Annotated in this window: 16 protein-coding genes; 7 read left to right on the top strand and 9 right to left on the bottom strand. The window is 64.4% G+C overall.

The window, feature by feature from the left end; translation table 11 throughout:
• The first annotated feature begins 2 nt into the window (after window positions 1-2).
• Window positions 3-1,247, top strand: a complete 1,245-nt coding sequence (locus GPICK_RS14485; RefSeq protein ID WP_039744363.1) for a BamA/TamA family outer membrane protein — start codon at window positions 3-5, stop codon at window positions 1,245-1,247.
• Window positions 1,248-1,250: 3 nt separating this feature from the next.
• Here the strand turns inward: GPICK_RS14485 and GPICK_RS14490 are convergent, their stop codons facing one another.
• Genes GPICK_RS14490 through GPICK_RS17920 form a run of 3 tightly spaced genes read right to left on the bottom strand, consistent with a single transcriptional unit; the run spans window position 1,251 to window position 3,093 of the window.
• A complete protein-coding gene (locus GPICK_RS14490) occupies window positions 1,251-2,177 on the bottom strand; it encodes a TIGR01212 family radical SAM protein (RefSeq protein WP_039744365.1) in 927 nt (308 codons plus the stop codon).
• Window positions 2,174-2,665 carry a hypothetical protein gene (locus GPICK_RS17915; RefSeq protein WP_236685583.1) on the bottom strand — a complete coding sequence of 164 codons (492 nt, stop codon included), beginning with the start codon at window positions 2,663-2,665 and terminating at the stop codon, window positions 2,174-2,176. The genes GPICK_RS14490 and GPICK_RS17915 overlap by 4 nt, the downstream gene beginning before the upstream one ends.
• Window positions 2,647-3,093 carry a helix-turn-helix transcriptional regulator gene (locus GPICK_RS17920; RefSeq protein WP_236685584.1) on the bottom strand — a complete coding sequence of 149 codons (447 nt, stop codon included), beginning with the start codon at window positions 3,091-3,093 and terminating at the stop codon, window positions 2,647-2,649. The genes GPICK_RS17915 and GPICK_RS17920 overlap by 19 nt, the downstream gene beginning before the upstream one ends.
• A gap of 127 nt (window positions 3,094-3,220) precedes the next feature.
• Here GPICK_RS17920 and GPICK_RS14500 point away from each other — a divergent pair, with 127 nt between their 5' ends.
• The 3 genes from GPICK_RS14500 (at window position 3,221) to GPICK_RS14510 (ending at window position 6,546) form a co-directional block, all read left to right on the top strand.
• The gene (locus GPICK_RS14500) at window positions 3,221-3,502 is read left to right on the top strand and encodes a cytochrome c3 family protein (protein WP_039744367.1); all 282 of its coding nucleotides are present in this window, start codon (window positions 3,221-3,223) and stop codon (window positions 3,500-3,502) included.
• A gap of 144 nt (window positions 3,503-3,646) precedes the next feature.
• Window positions 3,647-3,919 (top strand): cytochrome c7, encoded by a 273-nt coding sequence (locus GPICK_RS14505; RefSeq protein ID WP_039744368.1) that lies wholly within the window; start codon window positions 3,647-3,649, stop codon window positions 3,917-3,919.
• Window positions 3,920-4,011: 92 nt separating this feature from the next.
• Window positions 4,012-6,546 (top strand): helicase C-terminal domain-containing protein, encoded by a 2,535-nt coding sequence (locus GPICK_RS14510; protein WP_039744370.1) that lies wholly within the window; start codon window positions 4,012-4,014, stop codon window positions 6,544-6,546.
• Here GPICK_RS14510 and GPICK_RS14515 read toward each other — a convergent pair.
• Complete coding sequence (locus GPICK_RS14515; RefSeq protein ID WP_039744372.1) at window positions 6,506-6,961, bottom strand: hypothetical protein; 456 nt, start codon at window positions 6,959-6,961, stop codon at window positions 6,506-6,508. The genes GPICK_RS14510 and GPICK_RS14515 overlap by 41 nt on opposite strands.
• A gap of 220 nt (window positions 6,962-7,181) precedes the next feature.
• Window positions 7,182-9,035 carry a phosphoenolpyruvate carboxykinase (GTP) gene (locus tag GPICK_RS14520; RefSeq protein ID WP_039744374.1) on the bottom strand — a complete coding sequence of 618 codons (1,854 nt, stop codon included), beginning with the start codon at window positions 9,033-9,035 and terminating at the stop codon, window positions 7,182-7,184.
• A gap of 270 nt (window positions 9,036-9,305) precedes the next feature.
• On the opposite strand from GPICK_RS14520, the gene GPICK_RS14525 reads away from it, so the two are divergent.
• A complete protein-coding gene (locus GPICK_RS14525; protein ID WP_039744376.1) occupies window positions 9,306-9,497 on the top strand; it encodes a ferredoxin in 192 nt (63 codons plus the stop codon).
• 33 nt (window positions 9,498-9,530) lie between these two features.
• Window positions 9,531-9,689, top strand: a complete 159-nt coding sequence (rd, locus tag GPICK_RS14530; RefSeq protein ID WP_039744378.1) for a rubredoxin — start codon at window positions 9,531-9,533, stop codon at window positions 9,687-9,689.
• 59 nt (window positions 9,690-9,748) lie between these two features.
• On the opposite strand, the gene GPICK_RS14535 is transcribed toward rd, so the two are convergent.
• Entirely contained in the window at window positions 9,749-9,931 is a 183-nt protein-coding gene (locus GPICK_RS14535) for a hypothetical protein (RefSeq protein ID WP_039744380.1), read from the bottom strand.
• Between the two features lie 232 nt (window positions 9,932-10,163).
• Window positions 10,164-11,240 carry a pyridoxal-phosphate-dependent aminotransferase family protein gene (locus tag GPICK_RS14540; RefSeq protein WP_039744382.1) on the bottom strand — a complete coding sequence of 359 codons (1,077 nt, stop codon included), beginning with the start codon at window positions 11,238-11,240 and terminating at the stop codon, window positions 10,164-10,166.
• A 332-nt stretch (window positions 11,241-11,572) separates the two neighbouring features.
• Between GPICK_RS14540 and GPICK_RS14545 the strand changes: the two genes are divergently transcribed.
• Window positions 11,573-13,087, top strand: coding sequence for a cytochrome c3 family protein (locus tag GPICK_RS14545; RefSeq protein WP_039744385.1), 1,515 nt, complete (start codon window positions 11,573-11,575; stop codon window positions 13,085-13,087).
• Between the two features lie 126 nt (window positions 13,088-13,213).
• On the opposite strand, the gene GPICK_RS17605 is transcribed toward GPICK_RS14545, so the two are convergent.
• Together GPICK_RS17605 and glgA are read right to left on the bottom strand one after the other, a co-directional pair.
• Window positions 13,214-13,369: a hypothetical protein gene (locus GPICK_RS17605; protein WP_169745373.1), complete on the bottom strand. Its 156-nt coding sequence runs from the start codon at window positions 13,367-13,369 to the stop codon at window positions 13,214-13,216.
• Window positions 13,370-13,376: 7 nt separating this feature from the next.
• Window positions 13,377-14,831 carry a glycogen synthase GlgA gene (gene glgA, locus GPICK_RS14550; RefSeq protein ID WP_039744387.1) on the bottom strand — a complete coding sequence of 485 codons (1,455 nt, stop codon included), beginning with the start codon at window positions 14,829-14,831 and terminating at the stop codon, window positions 13,377-13,379.
• Window positions 14,832-14,850: the final 19 nt, after the last annotated feature.

Raw genomic sequence — 14,850 nt, forward strand, 5'->3', positions numbered from 1 at the left:
CCATGAGTCCGATACGCATGATCATCCTTGGCGCCGTGGCCATGATTCTCGGCGCCTGCACGAATATGGTCCCCCGGGAGAAGCTCCCCTACCCCCTCACCAACGAGACCTTCGGCGACCCGACGAAGGTGGTGAGCATCCCCCTGCCGGTCATCGCCACGAGCCCCAACGAGGGGGCCACCGTGGGGGCGCTCTCCGCGTTTCTCCTCCACAACGCCAAGGACGAGGTGAGCACCCTCCTCGCCCCCCAGATCAACTACAACCAGAACTTCGGCACCACCTTCTCCCTCTACGGCGCCTTCTTCCCGCGTCCCGACCGGAACTGGGAGCTGAACCTCTCGAAATCGACCAAGATCAACGAGGACTACGAGCTCCGCCTCCGGGACAAGAGCCTGCTGGAGGGGAAGCTCGAAACCAACGCCTTCTTCTACCGGCTCAGCGACGGCTCGGCCCGGTTCTTCGGATTCCAGTCGGAGAGCCGCAAGGCCAACGAGACCAACTATGCCGACCAGGAGCTCGGGTTCACCGTCAGCGCCGGCTACGACATCGTCGACAAGCTCCAGCTCGTGGTCGGCGAACGGATTCGCAAGGTCTGGATCGCACAGGGGGCGGTCCAGAACCTCCCCTACACCCGCGACCGTTTCTCAAACGCAGAGGTCCCCGGGCTCGACGGGTTCGTCGCCCACGCCCAGAAGCTCGCCCTCGTCTACAACACCCTCGATTCCCGCGACATGCCGACCAGGGGTCTCTACGCCAAGGCCGCCATCGAGTGGAGCGCCCGCTTCCTCGGCAGCGACGCCGGCTATCGTCACTACGAGGCGGAAACCAAGGGTTACTTCCCCTTTGCCGACGCCCGCTACATCTCGGTGGTGCGGCTCGCCTACAACCAGACCCTCGGCGACGACGTCCCGTTCCTGGAGCGGAGCATCCTCGGGGGGGAGAATACCCTCCGGGGCTACGGCCGCAACCGCTTCATCGACTCCAGCTATCTCCTCTGCAACCTGGAGGAGCGGATCAGGCTCTTCCGCTGGAGCGTCTTCGACGTCAACACCGACTGGGAGCTCGCCCCCTTCATCGACCTCGGCGCCGTCATGGAGTCCCTCGACAAGGCAAAGACCAAGAGCTTCGAGTTCAACCCCGGCATCGGCTTCCGGGCGGTCGTGCGCCCCAACATCGTCGGCCGGGTGGATCTCGGCGTCGGCAAGGATGGGCCGGCGATCTTCGTCGGCCTCGGCTACCCCTTCTAGCTTCTAGCCCGCCACCAGCGCGCTCCCCTGACGCGTCCCGCGCCGCGCCAGCTCCCCGTCGATGGCCTCCAGCACCTCCCCCTTGCGCAGCGACCAGAGGGGAGCCACCAGCTGGTCGGCAGGGGCGTCTCCCACGAGGCGGTGGATGACGATCCCCGGATCGAGCCGCTCCAGAAAGTCGCAGACCACCCCCACGTAGTCGTCCCGCCCCAGGCAGCGCACCTCGCCCCGTTGGTACATCTCCTCAAGCGGCGTCCCCTTCATCACGTGGAGCTGGTGCAGCTTCACCCCGGCGACCCCGAGGCGGTTCAGGATGCCGGCCGTGGCCAGCATCGCCTCCCTGCTCTCCCCCGGCAGGCCGAGGATGATGTGGGCGCAGACCCGGATTCCCTCCGCCGTGCAGCGGTGCATCCCCTCCTGGAAGGCGGCGAAGTCGTGCCCCCGGTTGATGAGGGCCAGGGTCCGGTCGACGGGGGACTGGAGTCCCAGTTCGAGCCAGAAGTAGGTCGTGCGGGCATATTCGGCCAGCAGGTCGATGACGGGGGGAGGAAGACAGTCGGGGCGGGTGCCAACGATGAGGCCAGCGATGCCGGGAACGGCGAGGGCCTCGTCGTACAGCGCCCGAAGTCGTTCGGGGGGGGCGTAGGTGTTGGAGTAGGCCTGGAAGTAGGCGAGGAATTTCACGGCGCCGTAGCGGCGGGCGAGGAACTCCCTGCCGTGGCCGAGCTGGTCGGTAACGGAGAGCTCCGGCCGGATGCCGAAGGAGCCGGACCCCTTGCCGCCGCAGAAGATGCACCCCCCCGTGCCGCGGTTCCCGTCGCGGTTGGGGCAGGTGAAGCCGGCGTCAACGGATACCCGCTGCACGCGGCAACCGAATTCCCGGCGAAGCTCGTCGGAAAAGGCGCGGTAGCGCCGCTGGCGCTCCGTCACCGCACGACCTCGAAGCGCTTCTGCCGGTCGTCCCAGGTATACCCCGTGCCGCTCCAGATGGTCTCGATGGTCTTCCAGTCGAGGCCGAGCCCCTTCATCTCCTCGGTCAAGTAGTAGGCGGGCATGATCTCGTTGTCGTCGATCCGGCGGTCGCCGTTGGTGTCGGCCCAGTGGATGCCGGCAACGGTCAGGACCTTCCCGCCGCCGACCGGCTCCCGGCGGGTGGCGCCATCGTCCCGCAAGACCAGCTCGCCGTCGAAGGTGACGCGCCCCCCCAGCGGGGTATCCGGCGGGATCTGGAGGGCGTAGGAGATGGTAACCGGCCCCGCGCCGCCGGGGATGAGCCACTTCACCCCCTGGTCCCCCACCTCACCGGTGATCGGCGGATTGGCGCCCATAAAACGCCAACCGGCGGGAAACCGCTCCTTAACGATGAAACCGGAGGCATCTCCCGCTTCCCGCGCGATCTTCACCTGTACCGGCACCACCAGCCCCGGGGCGCCGAAAGGGGCGAGAAGCCGCCGGGCGGCAGGGGGGGGGTCGAGCGCTGGAAGAGGAACACGCCCGCCACCGCCACGGCCACCGCCAGGAGCAGGGCGCCCCACCACCAGCGCTTTCGGGACGTCACCGGCGGGGGTGGTGGCTCGGCCGGAAGCTCTTCGGCGGAAGGCTCCCGTCTCAGGATCTCCTCCACGGCGACCTCCAGGGCCGTCGCCAGCTTCTCGGCGTTATCCCGCTTGATGGTCGGATAGCGGTTGTTCTCCCAGCGGGAGATGGTGTCGGTGGTCACCCCCACCACGCTCGCCACGTAGAGCTGGGTCAGCTTTTTCGCTTCGCGGATCCTCTTTATGGTCGAGCCGTCGATGGCGACGATGGGGGCGCCGGCCTTGTCGTTTTTCTCGGCGGTAGTTTCCATAGCGTTCAATTGTAACAGGTTTTCGCCCCCCGGCGAAAGCGATTTGAGCCCCCTCCCGGAAGAGGGCAGGAAATTTGCAATCGATCGTTGTTCGCATCGCCACCCGTTGTCAAAAGGAGTCCTTTCCATGCAGACCAGAATTCTCGTCGCGGCGACGGCGCTTATCCTCGTTGCCGGACCTGCCCTCGCCATCGAGAAAATCACCTTCCCTACCCGGATCGGCACCGTGGTCTTCCCCCACAAGAAGCACCAGGAGGCCCTCGGCCAGTGCCGCGGCTGCCACGAGAAGGGGCCGGGGAAGATCGACGGGTTCAACAAGGTGCTCGCCCACGGCAAGGGGTGCAAGGGGTGCCACGAGGAACTGAAAAAGGGGCCGACTCGCTGCAACGGCTGCCACCAGGGGAAGTAACCGACCGATTTCACAGCCATTCCGGGTGCTGCCGGACCCGACATCGGGTCGAATCCCGATAGATGTCGATACCCCGCGCCGGGTGCATCCCGCTAGAATGGGACCATGCGATTTCGCACAACCCACGGAAAAAGGAGATGCACCATGAACAAGCTGATTGCAACGCTGGCCTTCACCCTCATCGCCGCCGGCACGGCGCTGGCGGCCGACACCGTCACCTTCCCGGCCAAAAACGGCGCGGTGACCTTCGACCACAAGAAGCACCAGCAGATTGCGGGCGACTGCAAGACCTGCCACGAGAAGGGTCCCGGCAAGATCGAGGGATTCGGCAAGGATTGGGCGCACAAGACCTGCAAGGGGTGTCACGAGCAGAAGAAGGCCGGCCCCACCAAGTGCGGGGAGTGCCACAAGAAGTAACTGCCGGCGGCCGACCCGGCGGGAGCGAGGGGCGGAGCGATCCGCCCCTTTTTCGTTGCCACCCCGCCCCGCTCTCCGGTATCCTCGACCGGATGAAACAGTACTTTTCAGAACAGGCCATCGTCGCCATGCGCGAGGCGATCCGCGACGCCGGCGGAAACGAGGTCTTTTTCCTCGGCCGCACCGACGAGAACCGGATCGTGGTGGAGGCAGAGCCCCTCGCCCGGGGGAACCGGGACGCCGTGGCCGCCATCATGATCGCCACGAGCTTCGGCGACGTGGTGATCCACAACCACCCCTCCGGCCTCCTCACCCCGTCCCAAGCCGACATCGAGATCGCCTCCCTCCTTGGAAACCAGGGGGTCGGCTTCTCCATCGTCAACAACGACGTGACCGACTGTTACCAGGCGGTGGCCCCCTTCGCCCGCCGGGAGGTGGAGCGGCTCTCCTTCCCGGAGATCGAGCGGATGTTCGCCCACGGCGGCGTCTTTGCAGAGAATCTCCCCGGCTACGAATTCCGCGACGAGCAGCTCCGGATGGCTTTCGCCGTCACTGAAGCGTTCAACGACAACCGGGTGGCGGTGATCGAGGCCGGCACCGGTACCGGCAAATCCCTCGCCTACCTGGTCCCCGCGGCCCTCTGGGCCATCCGCAACAAGGAGCGGGTGGTCGTCTCCACCAACACCATCAACCTGCAGGAGCAGCTCACCCGCAAGGACATCCCGTTCCTCCGGGAGCACGGCAGCCTCGGATTCCGGGCGGTTCTGGTCAAGGGGCGGGGGAACTATCTCTGCCTCCGCAAGCTCGAAGGGGTGAAGAGCGAGCCCTCCCTCTTCGCCGACGACCCGGCAGCGGGGGAACTGGCGGCCATCGTCGCCTGGAGCGCCCAGACCAGCGAGGGGTGCAAGAGCGACCTCTCCTTCATCCCGAAGGAGGAGAGCTGGGACGAGGTGGCGTGCGAGGCCGACCAGTGCGGCCGGGTCAAATGCCCCTTCTACGCCCGCTGCTTCTTCTACACCGCCCGCCGGCAGGCGGCCAGCGCCGACCTCCTGGTGGTGAACCACTCCCTCCTCATGGCCGACGTGGCGCTGCGCCGGGAGACCGGCTACGGTTCCACCGCCATCCTCCCCCCCTTCGAGCGGCTGATCTTCGACGAGGGGCACCATCTGGAGGATGTAGCCACGGGGCACCTCTCCTCCCAGATCTCCCGCCAGGGGCTCCTGAAGCTCCTCGGCAAGCTGCAGAACCCGCGCAAGCCGCAGCGGGGGCTCCTCCCCCAACTCTCGTCCCAGCTCGCCCGGGAAGTCCCCGAGGTCTTCGACGACCTCTACCGGGAGCTGGCCGAGCTTCTGGAAGGGACCCTCCTCCCGCGCCGCCAGACCCTGGTCGACGCCGCCACCCGGGCGCTGGACGCCGTGGGGCTTGCCCTCCTCACCCATCTGAAGGGGGAAACGGGAGGCGAACGGAAGCTGCGGGTCACCCCGGCGCTCCACAATGCGAAGCTCTGGCGCGAGGTGGAGGACGAGGCCCGGGAGCTGGCGGCGGATCTCAACGGCTATGTGCAGCAGGTGAAGGAATTTCTCAAGGGGTGCGGCCGGCTTCCCGAGCGGAGCCAGGAAAAGCTCTCCGGAACCCTCATCGATCTCAAGGGGATCGCCGGACGGCTGGAGGCGAGCGCGGCGGACCTCCTCGCCTTCATCGCCCGCGACGACGAGGTCTGCCGCTGGTTCGAGGTGAAGAAGGGGGCGAAGGGGATCACGGTGCGGCTCTGCTCCTCTCCTCTGGAGGTGGCCCAATCCCTCAAGGCGACGGTCATCGACGCCTTCCGGACGGTAGTGGTCACCTCGGCCACCCTGGCGGTGGGGGAGACCTTCGACTTCCTGAAGCGGCGGACCGGCATCGGGCTGGTGAACCGGGAGCGGGTGACGGAGCTCCTCCTCGCCTCCCCCTTCGATTACGAGCACCAGGCCTTCGTCGGCATCCCGTCCGACCTCCCCGAACCGGTCGCCCGCGGCTTCGGCGAGGCGCTGGAGGTGGCCCTCCACCGGGGGCTCGCCATCTCCGAAGGGCACGCCTTCGTCCTCTTCACCTCCTACGATCTCCTGACGCGGCTCTACGGTCGCATGGCCGAGACCATGAAGCGGCGCGGCCTCACCCCCCTGCGCCAGGGCGAGGTGAACCGCCACCATCTCCTCTCCCGCTTCCGTCGGGAGAAAAACGCCGTCCTCTTCGGCACCGACTCCTTCTGGGAGGGGGTCGACGTTCAGGGGAAGGCGCTGGAGCTCGTGGCGATCACGCGACTCCCCTTCCGGGTGCCGACGGAGCCGATCCTGGAGGCGCGGGCCGAGCACATCGCGGAGCGGGGGGGGGATCCCTTCATGGAGTACACGGTCCCCCAGGCGGTCATCAAGTTCAAGCAGGGATTCGGGAGGCTGATCCGGAGCCGGGAGGACCGGGGGGCGGTCCTGATCCTCGACAGCCGGGTCCTCACCAAGAACTACGGCAGGTTCTTCCTCCGCTCGCTGCCGCCGGTGAAACTGGCCAGCGGCCCGAGCGACGAGGTTTTCGGCGAGATGACGCGGTTTTTCAGCTCTTCTGCCGCATCAGTCGCTTCGCCACCTGGTTGAAGCACTGGAAGTAGCAGAGGTAGGAGAGAAGGAAGAGGGAGAGGATCATGAACTGCACCGCCGGCGCCCCCGGGGCCCGGAGGGTGAAGACCACGAAGAAGATGAAGAGCGCCCCCTTGACGATGTCGCTGAAGACCCGCTTGCGGCGCAGGGCGTTCTGCTCGTCGGTGGTGAGGTGCGGCGCGGACGACGCCACCTCCCGCTCGGCATCCGCGCCGGCGAATTTGTAGATGGGGTAGAAGAGGGCGAGCTGGATCACCACCACCCGGACGATGCTCCCCAATACCGACGCCGACGGGACCTTGACCAGGAACACGTAGGCCGAGCCGGCCAGCAGGATCAGGAGAAAGAGCTGAACCACCGCATGGATTACCGTGAGTCTCCGCAACCGGGTAAAATCAAACGCCTGGGCCATTGCAACCTCGCTATCTTGGATGATCGCCGCGTACAGCGGATTTCGTATACCTTACCAGATAAAATAATGTTTTACAACTACAGGGTGGCCGGGAAACGCCGGCCATGAAAAAAGGGTGGGAGGCGTGCCGTGTTCCGGCATCCTCCCACCCTTTTCATCTTTTCACACGGACGCTTCGCGCCCCGGCTCCCGCGGGAAGCCGAGGCGCGTCACGCGGTGCTTACTCGTTCCATCCCTCGGGGTGAACCTCCCCGATCTGCTCCCAGTGCTCCGGCGAACGCCAGAGGCTGGAGGTGATGAGCTGGCGGATGTGCAGGAACTCCTTGGGGAGACGGTCGTAGAGCTTAACGAACAGCTCCTCGTGGGCAACGAGCTCGTTCTGCCAGACGTCGCGGTCGACGGAGGTCAGCTCGTTGAACTTCTCGCGAGTCATATCCAGCCCGTCCCAATCCATATCCTCGTAGCGCGGCATCCACCCCAGCGGTGACTCGACGGCAGCGGCCTTGCCCTGGACCCGCTCGACGATCCACTTGAGGACCCGCATGTTGTCGCCGTAGCCGGGCCAGATGAATTTGCCGTTGGCATCCTTGCGGAACCAGTTGACACTGAAGATGCGGGGCGGCTTGGGAATGGTACGGCCGAACTGGAGCCAGTGGCTGAAGTAATCGGCCATGTGGTAGCCGCAGAAGGGGAGCATGGCAAAGGGGTCGCGACGGACGTTGCCGGTGGCGCCGACGGCCGCGGCGGTGGTCTCAGACCCGAGGGTGGAGGCGAGATAGACGCCGAAGTTCCAGTTGAAGGCCTGGTAGACCAGCGGCACGGTATCCTTGCGGCGGCCGCCGAAGATGAAGGCGCTCATCGGCACCCCCTTGGGGTTTTCCCAGTCGGGGTCGATGGAGGGGCACTGGGAGGCCGGCGCGGTGAAGCGGGCATTGGGGTGGGCGGCCGGACGGCCGCATCCCGGCGTCCACTCATTTCCCTGCCAGTCGGTGAGCTTTGCCGGCGGCTCGTCGGTCATCCCCTCCCACCAGACGTCGCCATCCTCGGTCAGCGCCACGTTGGTGAAGATGGTGTTGGAGGCGCAGGAGGTCATGGCGTTGGGGTTGGTCTTGACGTTGGTGCCGGGGGCGACGCCGAAGTAGCCGTACTCGGGGTTGATGGCGTAGACCTGGCCGTCGGGGCCGGGCTTGATCCAGGCGATGTCGTCCCCCAGGGTGGTAACCTTCCATCCCTTGTCCTGCAGCGGCTTGGGCGGGATCAGCATGGCGAAGTTGGTCTTGCCGCAGGCGCTCGGGAAGGCGGCACCCACATAGGTCTTATCGCCGGCCGGCGACTCGACGCCGAGGATCAGCATATGCTCGGCCAGCCACCCTTCATCCTTCCCTTGCTTGGAGGCGATGCGCAGGGCCAGGCACTTCTTGCCGAGCAGGGCGTTGCCGCCGTAGCCCGAGCCGAAGGACCAGATCGCCCGCTCTTCGGGGAAGTGGACGATGTACTTCTCCTTGTTGCACGGCCAGGCCACATCCTTCTGACCCGGCGCCAGGGGGGCACCCACCGAGTGCAGGCACGGCACGAACTCCCCGTTGCCGAGGACATCCAGCACCGCCTTCCCCATGCGGGTCATGATCTTCATGTTGACCGCCACGTAGGGGGAGTCGGAGATCTCTATTCCGATCTTGGCGATCGGCGAGCCCAGCGGCCCCATGCTGAAGGGGATGATGTACATGGTCCGCCCCTTCATGCACCCTTTGAAGAGCCCCTGGAGCTTCTCCTTCATCGCCTTCGGATGCATCCAGTTGTTGGTCGGGCCGGCATCCTGCTTGGAGAGGCTGCAGATGTAGGTGCGGTCTTCCACCCGCGCCACGTCGATCGGATCGGACCAAGCCAGGTAGCTGTTGGGACGTTTTTCCGGATTGAGCGTGCGGAAGGTGCCGCTCTTGACCAGCAGATTGCAGAGTTCGTCGTACTCTTCCTGGGAGCCGTCGCACCAGTGGATCCGCTCCGGCTCGCACAGGACCGTGACTTCCTCGACCCATTTCAACAGTTTTTCATTCTTCGGAACTTCGTAACTCATGCCTCTTCTCCCTCCTCCCAGCAGTATATGTGTGTTGCACAGCTCTACCGTTGCGATGCGGAGTCCGGCAAAGCCCCCCCGGAGGTCCGCCCATAACCCTGTTTATTGTAACCGGATTTATTATCACAAAAAAATATCAAGTGCCAGTAAAATAATCAGAAATGACGAAAAGTTAGGCACGCGAGACTGAATTCTATGCCATTCCCGGATTGACACAGGACCCCCGATTGCTACAATTGGGAACATTTGATTCTGAAGGAGGGATTGTCAATGGCAAGAAGACCCCAGGTCGATCAGGAGGCATGCATCAGCTGCGGACTCTGCGTGTCGACCTGCCCCGGTGTGTTCAGGTTCAACGATGATGGGAAGTCGGAGGTCTACGATGCGGCGGGGGCCTCCGAAGGGGAGATCCAGCAGGCCATCGACGGCTGCCCGGTCCAGGCCATATCCTGGCAGGAGTAACACTGCTGACCGAAAAAAACGAGGAGGTGTCCGATGCAACGCTGGCGCTGCACGATCTGCCAATACGAATACGATCCCGCCGCCGGGGACCCGGAGAACGGCGTCCCCCCCGGCACCCCGTTCGAAGATCTGCCCGACGGGTGGGTGTGCCCCATCTGCGGGGCCGGGAAGGAACTCTTCGAACCGGCCTGACCGACGGGGAAACCGTGCCGCAAACGACAGAAAGCCTCTCTCGCGAGAGGCTTTCGCCTTTATTGAACCTTCTTTTCGGCTGCCTTGATGATGTCGACCGTCGGCTTTCCCTTAACGACCCTCACCCGCCAGACGAGCCCGCAGGAGCCACACTCCTTGACCGGCGATTCATCGGCGGTGAACCCCTCCGAATGCATATCGATCTCGACCGACGTCCTGCTCCCGCACTCCGGACATTTCATAGCCACACCCTCCTCTCACCGACCGGCCCGGATCGCGAAGAGCCCCCTCTTCCATCCACCCAAACCTGGCCCTGAATCGATCGGCCATACCCGTCTCAGACGAGCACGGCCACACAGACAGCATTCCGGAAGCCTCTTCCCCGTTTCCGCAGGGACCGCGACAACGGACCGCCTGGGAAAAGTATAGCAGCAATTCCCGAAAAAACAGCTCGAGGCGGCTGTCTTACCCCCTTCAGCCGGGAAGCCCCCCGAGGCAGTCATCCACAACCGCCAGGAACTCTTCCAGATCCTGCCGCCGCATATCCCCCATGTGGGGAATGCGGAAGGTCTTCCCCTTGATCTTCCCGTAGCCGTCGTCGAAGGCGTATCCCCGCTCGGCAAGCATCTTCTTGAGCGCCGCAAGGTCGGTGCCGCGGGAGTTGACGGCACAGGTGAGGGTGACGGAACGATAGGGCTCGGCCGCAAAGAAACCGTACCCCCGCTCGGCAACCCATCCCCGAACGAAGGATGCCATCTCCCGATGCCGGGCCCAGCGCTGCTCCACTCCCTCGCCGAACATCCTGCCGAGCTGCCGGTCAAGGGCGTAGATCAAGGAGATGCAGGGGGTGGACGGGGTGTTGTTCTTGGCGTCGTTGGTCTCGAACTCCACGAAGTCGAAGTAGTAGCCGCGCCCCTCCACCGTCCGTGCCCGGGAGAGCGCCTTTTCACTGGCGGTGAAGACCGCGAGCCCCGGCGGCAGGGCAAAGGCCTTCTGGACGCCGAAGATGCAGCAGTCGATGCCGAGCTCGTCAACCGGAATGCTCAGGGCGCTCATGGAGGAGACCGTGTCGATAATGGAGACCACCTCCGGATATTTCCTGAGCACCGCGGCGATCTCAGGCAGGGGAGACATGACCCCGGTGGAGGTTTCGTTATGGATGAGGGTCATACTGTCGTACTTCCCCGTGGCAAGGGCGCGGTCCACCACCTCGGCGGTGATCGGCTCGCCCCACTCCACCTTCACCGCATCGGCCTCCTTGCCGCAGCGCTTCGTGACGTCGTGCCACTTGTCGGAAAAGGCGCCATTGCAGAAGTTGACGCAGCGGCTGCCGACCAGGTTTCGCACCGCCCCCTCCATGACGCCGAAGGCGCTGGACGTGGCGAGGAAGACCCGCGATTCCGTGGCAAGGAGCCTTTTGAGCCCGGCAGTTACCCGGCCGTGCAAGTCGGCATACTCGGGCATCCGATGTCCGATCATGGGGGTAGCCATCGCCTGGAGGATGTCAGGGTGAACCTCAACCGGTCCTGGAATGAAGAGTTTTTTTGCCATGACGTATCGTCTCCTCGTTCATTAAAGTCGAAAAAGGCCGGACGGGGCCAGCGGGTAACCCGCCCCCGAAGCAGCTCAGAAAGCCTTCTGAGGCTAGCAGAAGAGCCTCCCGTTTGTCAAGCCGCCCCCACGCCTGCCAAACCGCATTTTAACCTAGTTTCATGAAAACAGCCTTGGTCATCTCTCCTTCCAAACAACGCTTTTCCCCGGCGAAAGACTTTTTAAATTGACAACTGAACGCGTTGAGTAGTAATAATGCCTAGTTTAAACGTGTCAGTGTTTACACCTTGTCTGACAACAATGCAAAAAAGTGTTTTAGCTGAGGAGGATGTATGACGTTACGTAAGACTGCAGGCTATCTCTGGAACCCGATCAGCTTGGTGGGTCTCCTCCTTGCCTTCGTGGCAACAGGACTCATCATCGCATTCCTCGCCATGGAGGCGATCACCGGGTTCGAGCACCCCTACATCGGGCTCCTGGTCTACTTCGCGTTCCCGGGGATGCTCATCGTTGGCCTGCTGCTCGTGCCGGTGGGGGCATGGCGGGTTCGCCAGCAGCGGCGAACGGTCACCCCGGAGGAGATCCCCCTTTACCCCCGGCTCGACTTCAACGATCCGCACAAGCGGCACCTCTTCATCTTCTTCGTGCTTGCCAGCGTCATTTTCGTCCTGATCGTATCCATCGCCTCCATCCTCGGCTTCGAATTCACCGAATCGACCACCTTCTGCGGCGAGCTCTGCCATACGGTCATGACGCCGGAACACACGGCGTGGTCCAACTCCCCCCATGCCCGGGTCAAGTGCGTTGAGTGCCACGTGGGCCCCGGCGCCGAGTGGTACGTGAAGGCGAAGATTTCCGGCCTGCGCCAGGTATGGGCGGTCGCCACCCACAGTTACCCGACCCCCATCGAGACCCCCATCGAGAACCTGCGCCCCGCCCGCGACACCTGCGAGCACTGCCACTGGCCCGAGAAGTTCTATGCCGGCCGACAGAAGGTCTTCTATCACTACGCCCCGAACAAGGAGAACACCCCGCGGGAGGTCAACCTCCTGATCAACATCGGCGGCACCCCCAAGTCCCCCCATGCCAAGGGGATCCACTGGCATATCGGCACTGAGGTCTACTACATCGCCAACGACAAGAAGCGCCTCGAGATCCCGTACATCGCCGTCAAGCAGAAGGACGGCTCCTTCCTGGAGTACATGAGCACCGAGAAGCCGCTCACCAAGGAACAGATCGCCACGGCGAAGAAGCGCCTCATGGACTGCACCGACTGTCACAACCGGCCGACCCACATCTACCGTTCGCCGGGCCAGGAGATGGATGAGCATATCGTCTCGAACAAGATCGATGCGGCGCTCCCCTACATCAAGAAAATCGGCGTCGAGCTGCTGGAGAAGCCGTACAAGACCAAGGCCGAGGCCCATGCGGCCATCGCCGCCGGCATCCCCGACTACTACGCCAAGAACTACCCGGAGGTGGCCAAGCAGAAGGGTGCCGCCATCAACCAGGCGGTCGACCAGATCAAGGACATCTACAGCCGGAACTTCTTCCCCGAGATGAAGGTCACCTGGAACACCTACCCGAACCACATCGGCCACTTCTACACGCCGGGTTGCTTTCGCTGCCACGACGGCAAGCACAAGGCCACCAACGGCAGGGTGATTTCCAAGGACTGCAACATGTGCCACACCGTCATCGGGCAGAAGCAGGAGAACATCCCTGCCGGCAAGGAAGTCAAGCAGTTCGTCCACCCGGTCGACATCGGGGACGAGATCATGAAGACCAACTGCAGCGACTGCCACTCCGCCGGCGGCGAAGACGTCCCGGGGGGAGGGAAGCACTGATCCCCCGCCGCACCATGAGCTGACTGAAACGAAAGAGCCCCGGAGGTTGTCCCCCGGGGCTCTTTCGTTTCGTCATCGTTTCGATCGGTGCTCCCGTCCCCCACGGCCAGATGAGCCGTCGGGAGGCTACAACTCTTCGAACCCCTCGTCGTCCTGCTCCTCGGGGGCATCTTCGGCATCGAAATCGTCGTCGAGGACCCGCTCCAGAAACTTCCGGTTGGCATCGATCACCTTCCGGATCTCCTTGCTCAGCTCGTCCAGTTCATTCGCCTCTTCGCTCATCGGTCCCTCACCCCCGCCTCTTCTCGATGGCCGCCCGGTACAGCTCCTCGTATTCCCCCGCGGCATTGCGCCAGGAGACATCCTTCAGCATAGCGCGCCGCACGATTTTTCGCCACCCCTCGCGATCGCGGCAAGCGGTCAGGGCCCTCTGGACCGCCTCCCAGCAGGCATCGGGAGAATACTCAGCAAAGGAGAATCCGTTCCCCTCCCGGGGGTCGGCGGTGGCGTCGACCACCGTATCGGCAAGACCGCCGGTGCGGCGAACGATGGGGACCGCCCCGTAGCGAAGTGCGATGAGCTGAGAGAGACCGCACGGCTCGAAGCGCGACGGCATGAGGAACATGTCGCTTCCGGCATAGATCCGCGGGGCCAGCGGATCCCGAAACCCGAGGTTGATGGAGATGTTCGCCACCCCCCGCCGCCGGAACCGGTCCAGCAACTCCATGTACCGCGCATCGCCGGTGCCGAGGATGACGAGTTGGAGCTCCTCAGCGGCAAAACGGGGGAGGAGCGCCGCAACCAGCTCGATCCCCTTCTGCTCGACGATCCGTCCCACCATGCCGATGAGGGGAACCGTCGCCGCAAGGGGGAGGCCGAGTTCCCGCTGCAGCTCATGCTTGTCCCCACCCTTCCCGGCCAGGGCCCGGGACGAGTAGGTGCGAACGATCCGCCGGTCCGTGGCGGGGTTCCACTCGTCGGTATCGAGGCCGTTGAGGATGCCGTGGAGATCGCCGCTGCGCTCCGCCAGCACCCCTTCCAGGCCGCACCCCTGTTCCGGCGTGCGGATCTCGCGGCAGTAGGTGGGAGAAACGGTGGTGATGACGGTGGCGGAGAGGATCGCCCCCTTCATGAGGTTTACCCGGCCGAAATATTCGACCCCCTCCATCGTGAAGAGCGCCGGGCTGAGCCCCATCTCCGCCAGGGCCGGCCGGGGGTGAATCCCCTGGTAGGCGAGATTGTGGATGGTGAAGACCGTGGCCGCCGGCGCAAAGAACGGATCGTCGCCGAGCTCGTGCCGGAGGATGATCGGGATCAGGGCCGTCTGCCAGTCGTGGCAGTGGATCACGTCGGGACGAAAATCCATCCGCTTCAGGAACTGCAGGACGCTGCGGCAGAAAAAGGCGAAGCGGCGGGGGTTGTCGGGGTCGTCCCCCTCGGCGGTGCCGTAGAGGTGGTCGCGGCCGAACAGCTCCCGCTGTTCCACGAGATAGAGCGGCACCTCCCCCAGGGACGCCTGGCGGAGAAACCCCTTGTAGAGCGCGCCGCCGACCTCCACCTCCACGCTCTTGCGGGCCTTGCGGATCGTCTGCCCCGATGCGGCGACGCAGCCATAGAACGGCATGATCACCCGAACGTCGTGCCCCATGCGCCGGAGCTCCTTCGGCAGGGCCGCGGCCACGTCGGCGAGCCCCCCCGTCTTGGCGAACGGGGTGACCTCGGAAGCAACCACCAGTATCTTCATCGCCCCCTCCCGGCGTCCC

The sequence above is a fragment of the Geobacter pickeringii genome (genome assembly GCF_000817955.1).
Classification (GTDB): domain Bacteria; phylum Desulfobacterota; class Desulfuromonadia; order Geobacterales; family Geobacteraceae; genus Geobacter; species Geobacter pickeringii.

Excerpts from the sequence above, each read along its gene's own strand:
- GPICK_RS14485 (WP_039744363.1), top strand. The coding sequence starts at position 3 with ATGAGTCCGATACGCATGATCATCCTTGGCGCCGTGGCCATGATTCTC.
- GPICK_RS17920 (WP_236685584.1), bottom strand. The coding sequence starts at position 3,093 with ATGGAAACTACCGCCGAGAAAAACGACAAGGCCGGCGCCCCCATCGTC.
- GPICK_RS14500 (WP_039744367.1), top strand. The coding sequence starts at position 3,221 with ATGCAGACCAGAATTCTCGTCGCGGCGACGGCGCTTATCCTCGTTGCC.
- GPICK_RS14505 (WP_039744368.1), top strand. The coding sequence starts at position 3,647 with ATGAACAAGCTGATTGCAACGCTGGCCTTCACCCTCATCGCCGCCGGC.
- GPICK_RS14510 (WP_039744370.1), top strand. The coding sequence starts at position 4,012 with ATGAAACAGTACTTTTCAGAACAGGCCATCGTCGCCATGCGCGAGGCG.
- GPICK_RS14515 (WP_039744372.1), bottom strand. The coding sequence starts at position 6,961 with ATGGCCCAGGCGTTTGATTTTACCCGGTTGCGGAGACTCACGGTAATC.
- GPICK_RS14520 (WP_039744374.1), bottom strand. The coding sequence starts at position 9,035 with ATGAGTTACGAAGTTCCGAAGAATGAAAAACTGTTGAAATGGGTCGAG.
- GPICK_RS14525 (WP_039744376.1), top strand. The coding sequence starts at position 9,306 with ATGGCAAGAAGACCCCAGGTCGATCAGGAGGCATGCATCAGCTGCGGA.
- rd (WP_039744378.1), top strand. The coding sequence starts at position 9,531 with ATGCAACGCTGGCGCTGCACGATCTGCCAATACGAATACGATCCCGCC.
- GPICK_RS14535 (WP_039744380.1), bottom strand. The coding sequence starts at position 9,931 with ATGAAATGTCCGGAGTGCGGGAGCAGGACGTCGGTCGAGATCGATATG.
- GPICK_RS14540 (WP_039744382.1), bottom strand. The coding sequence starts at position 11,240 with ATGGCAAAAAAACTCTTCATTCCAGGACCGGTTGAGGTTCACCCTGAC.
- GPICK_RS14545 (WP_039744385.1), top strand. The coding sequence starts at position 11,573 with ATGACGTTACGTAAGACTGCAGGCTATCTCTGGAACCCGATCAGCTTG.
- GPICK_RS17605 (WP_169745373.1), bottom strand. The coding sequence starts at position 13,369 with ATGAGCGAAGAGGCGAATGAACTGGACGAGCTGAGCAAGGAGATCCGG.
- glgA (WP_039744387.1), bottom strand. The coding sequence starts at position 14,831 with ATGAAGATACTGGTGGTTGCTTCCGAGGTCACCCCGTTCGCCAAGACG.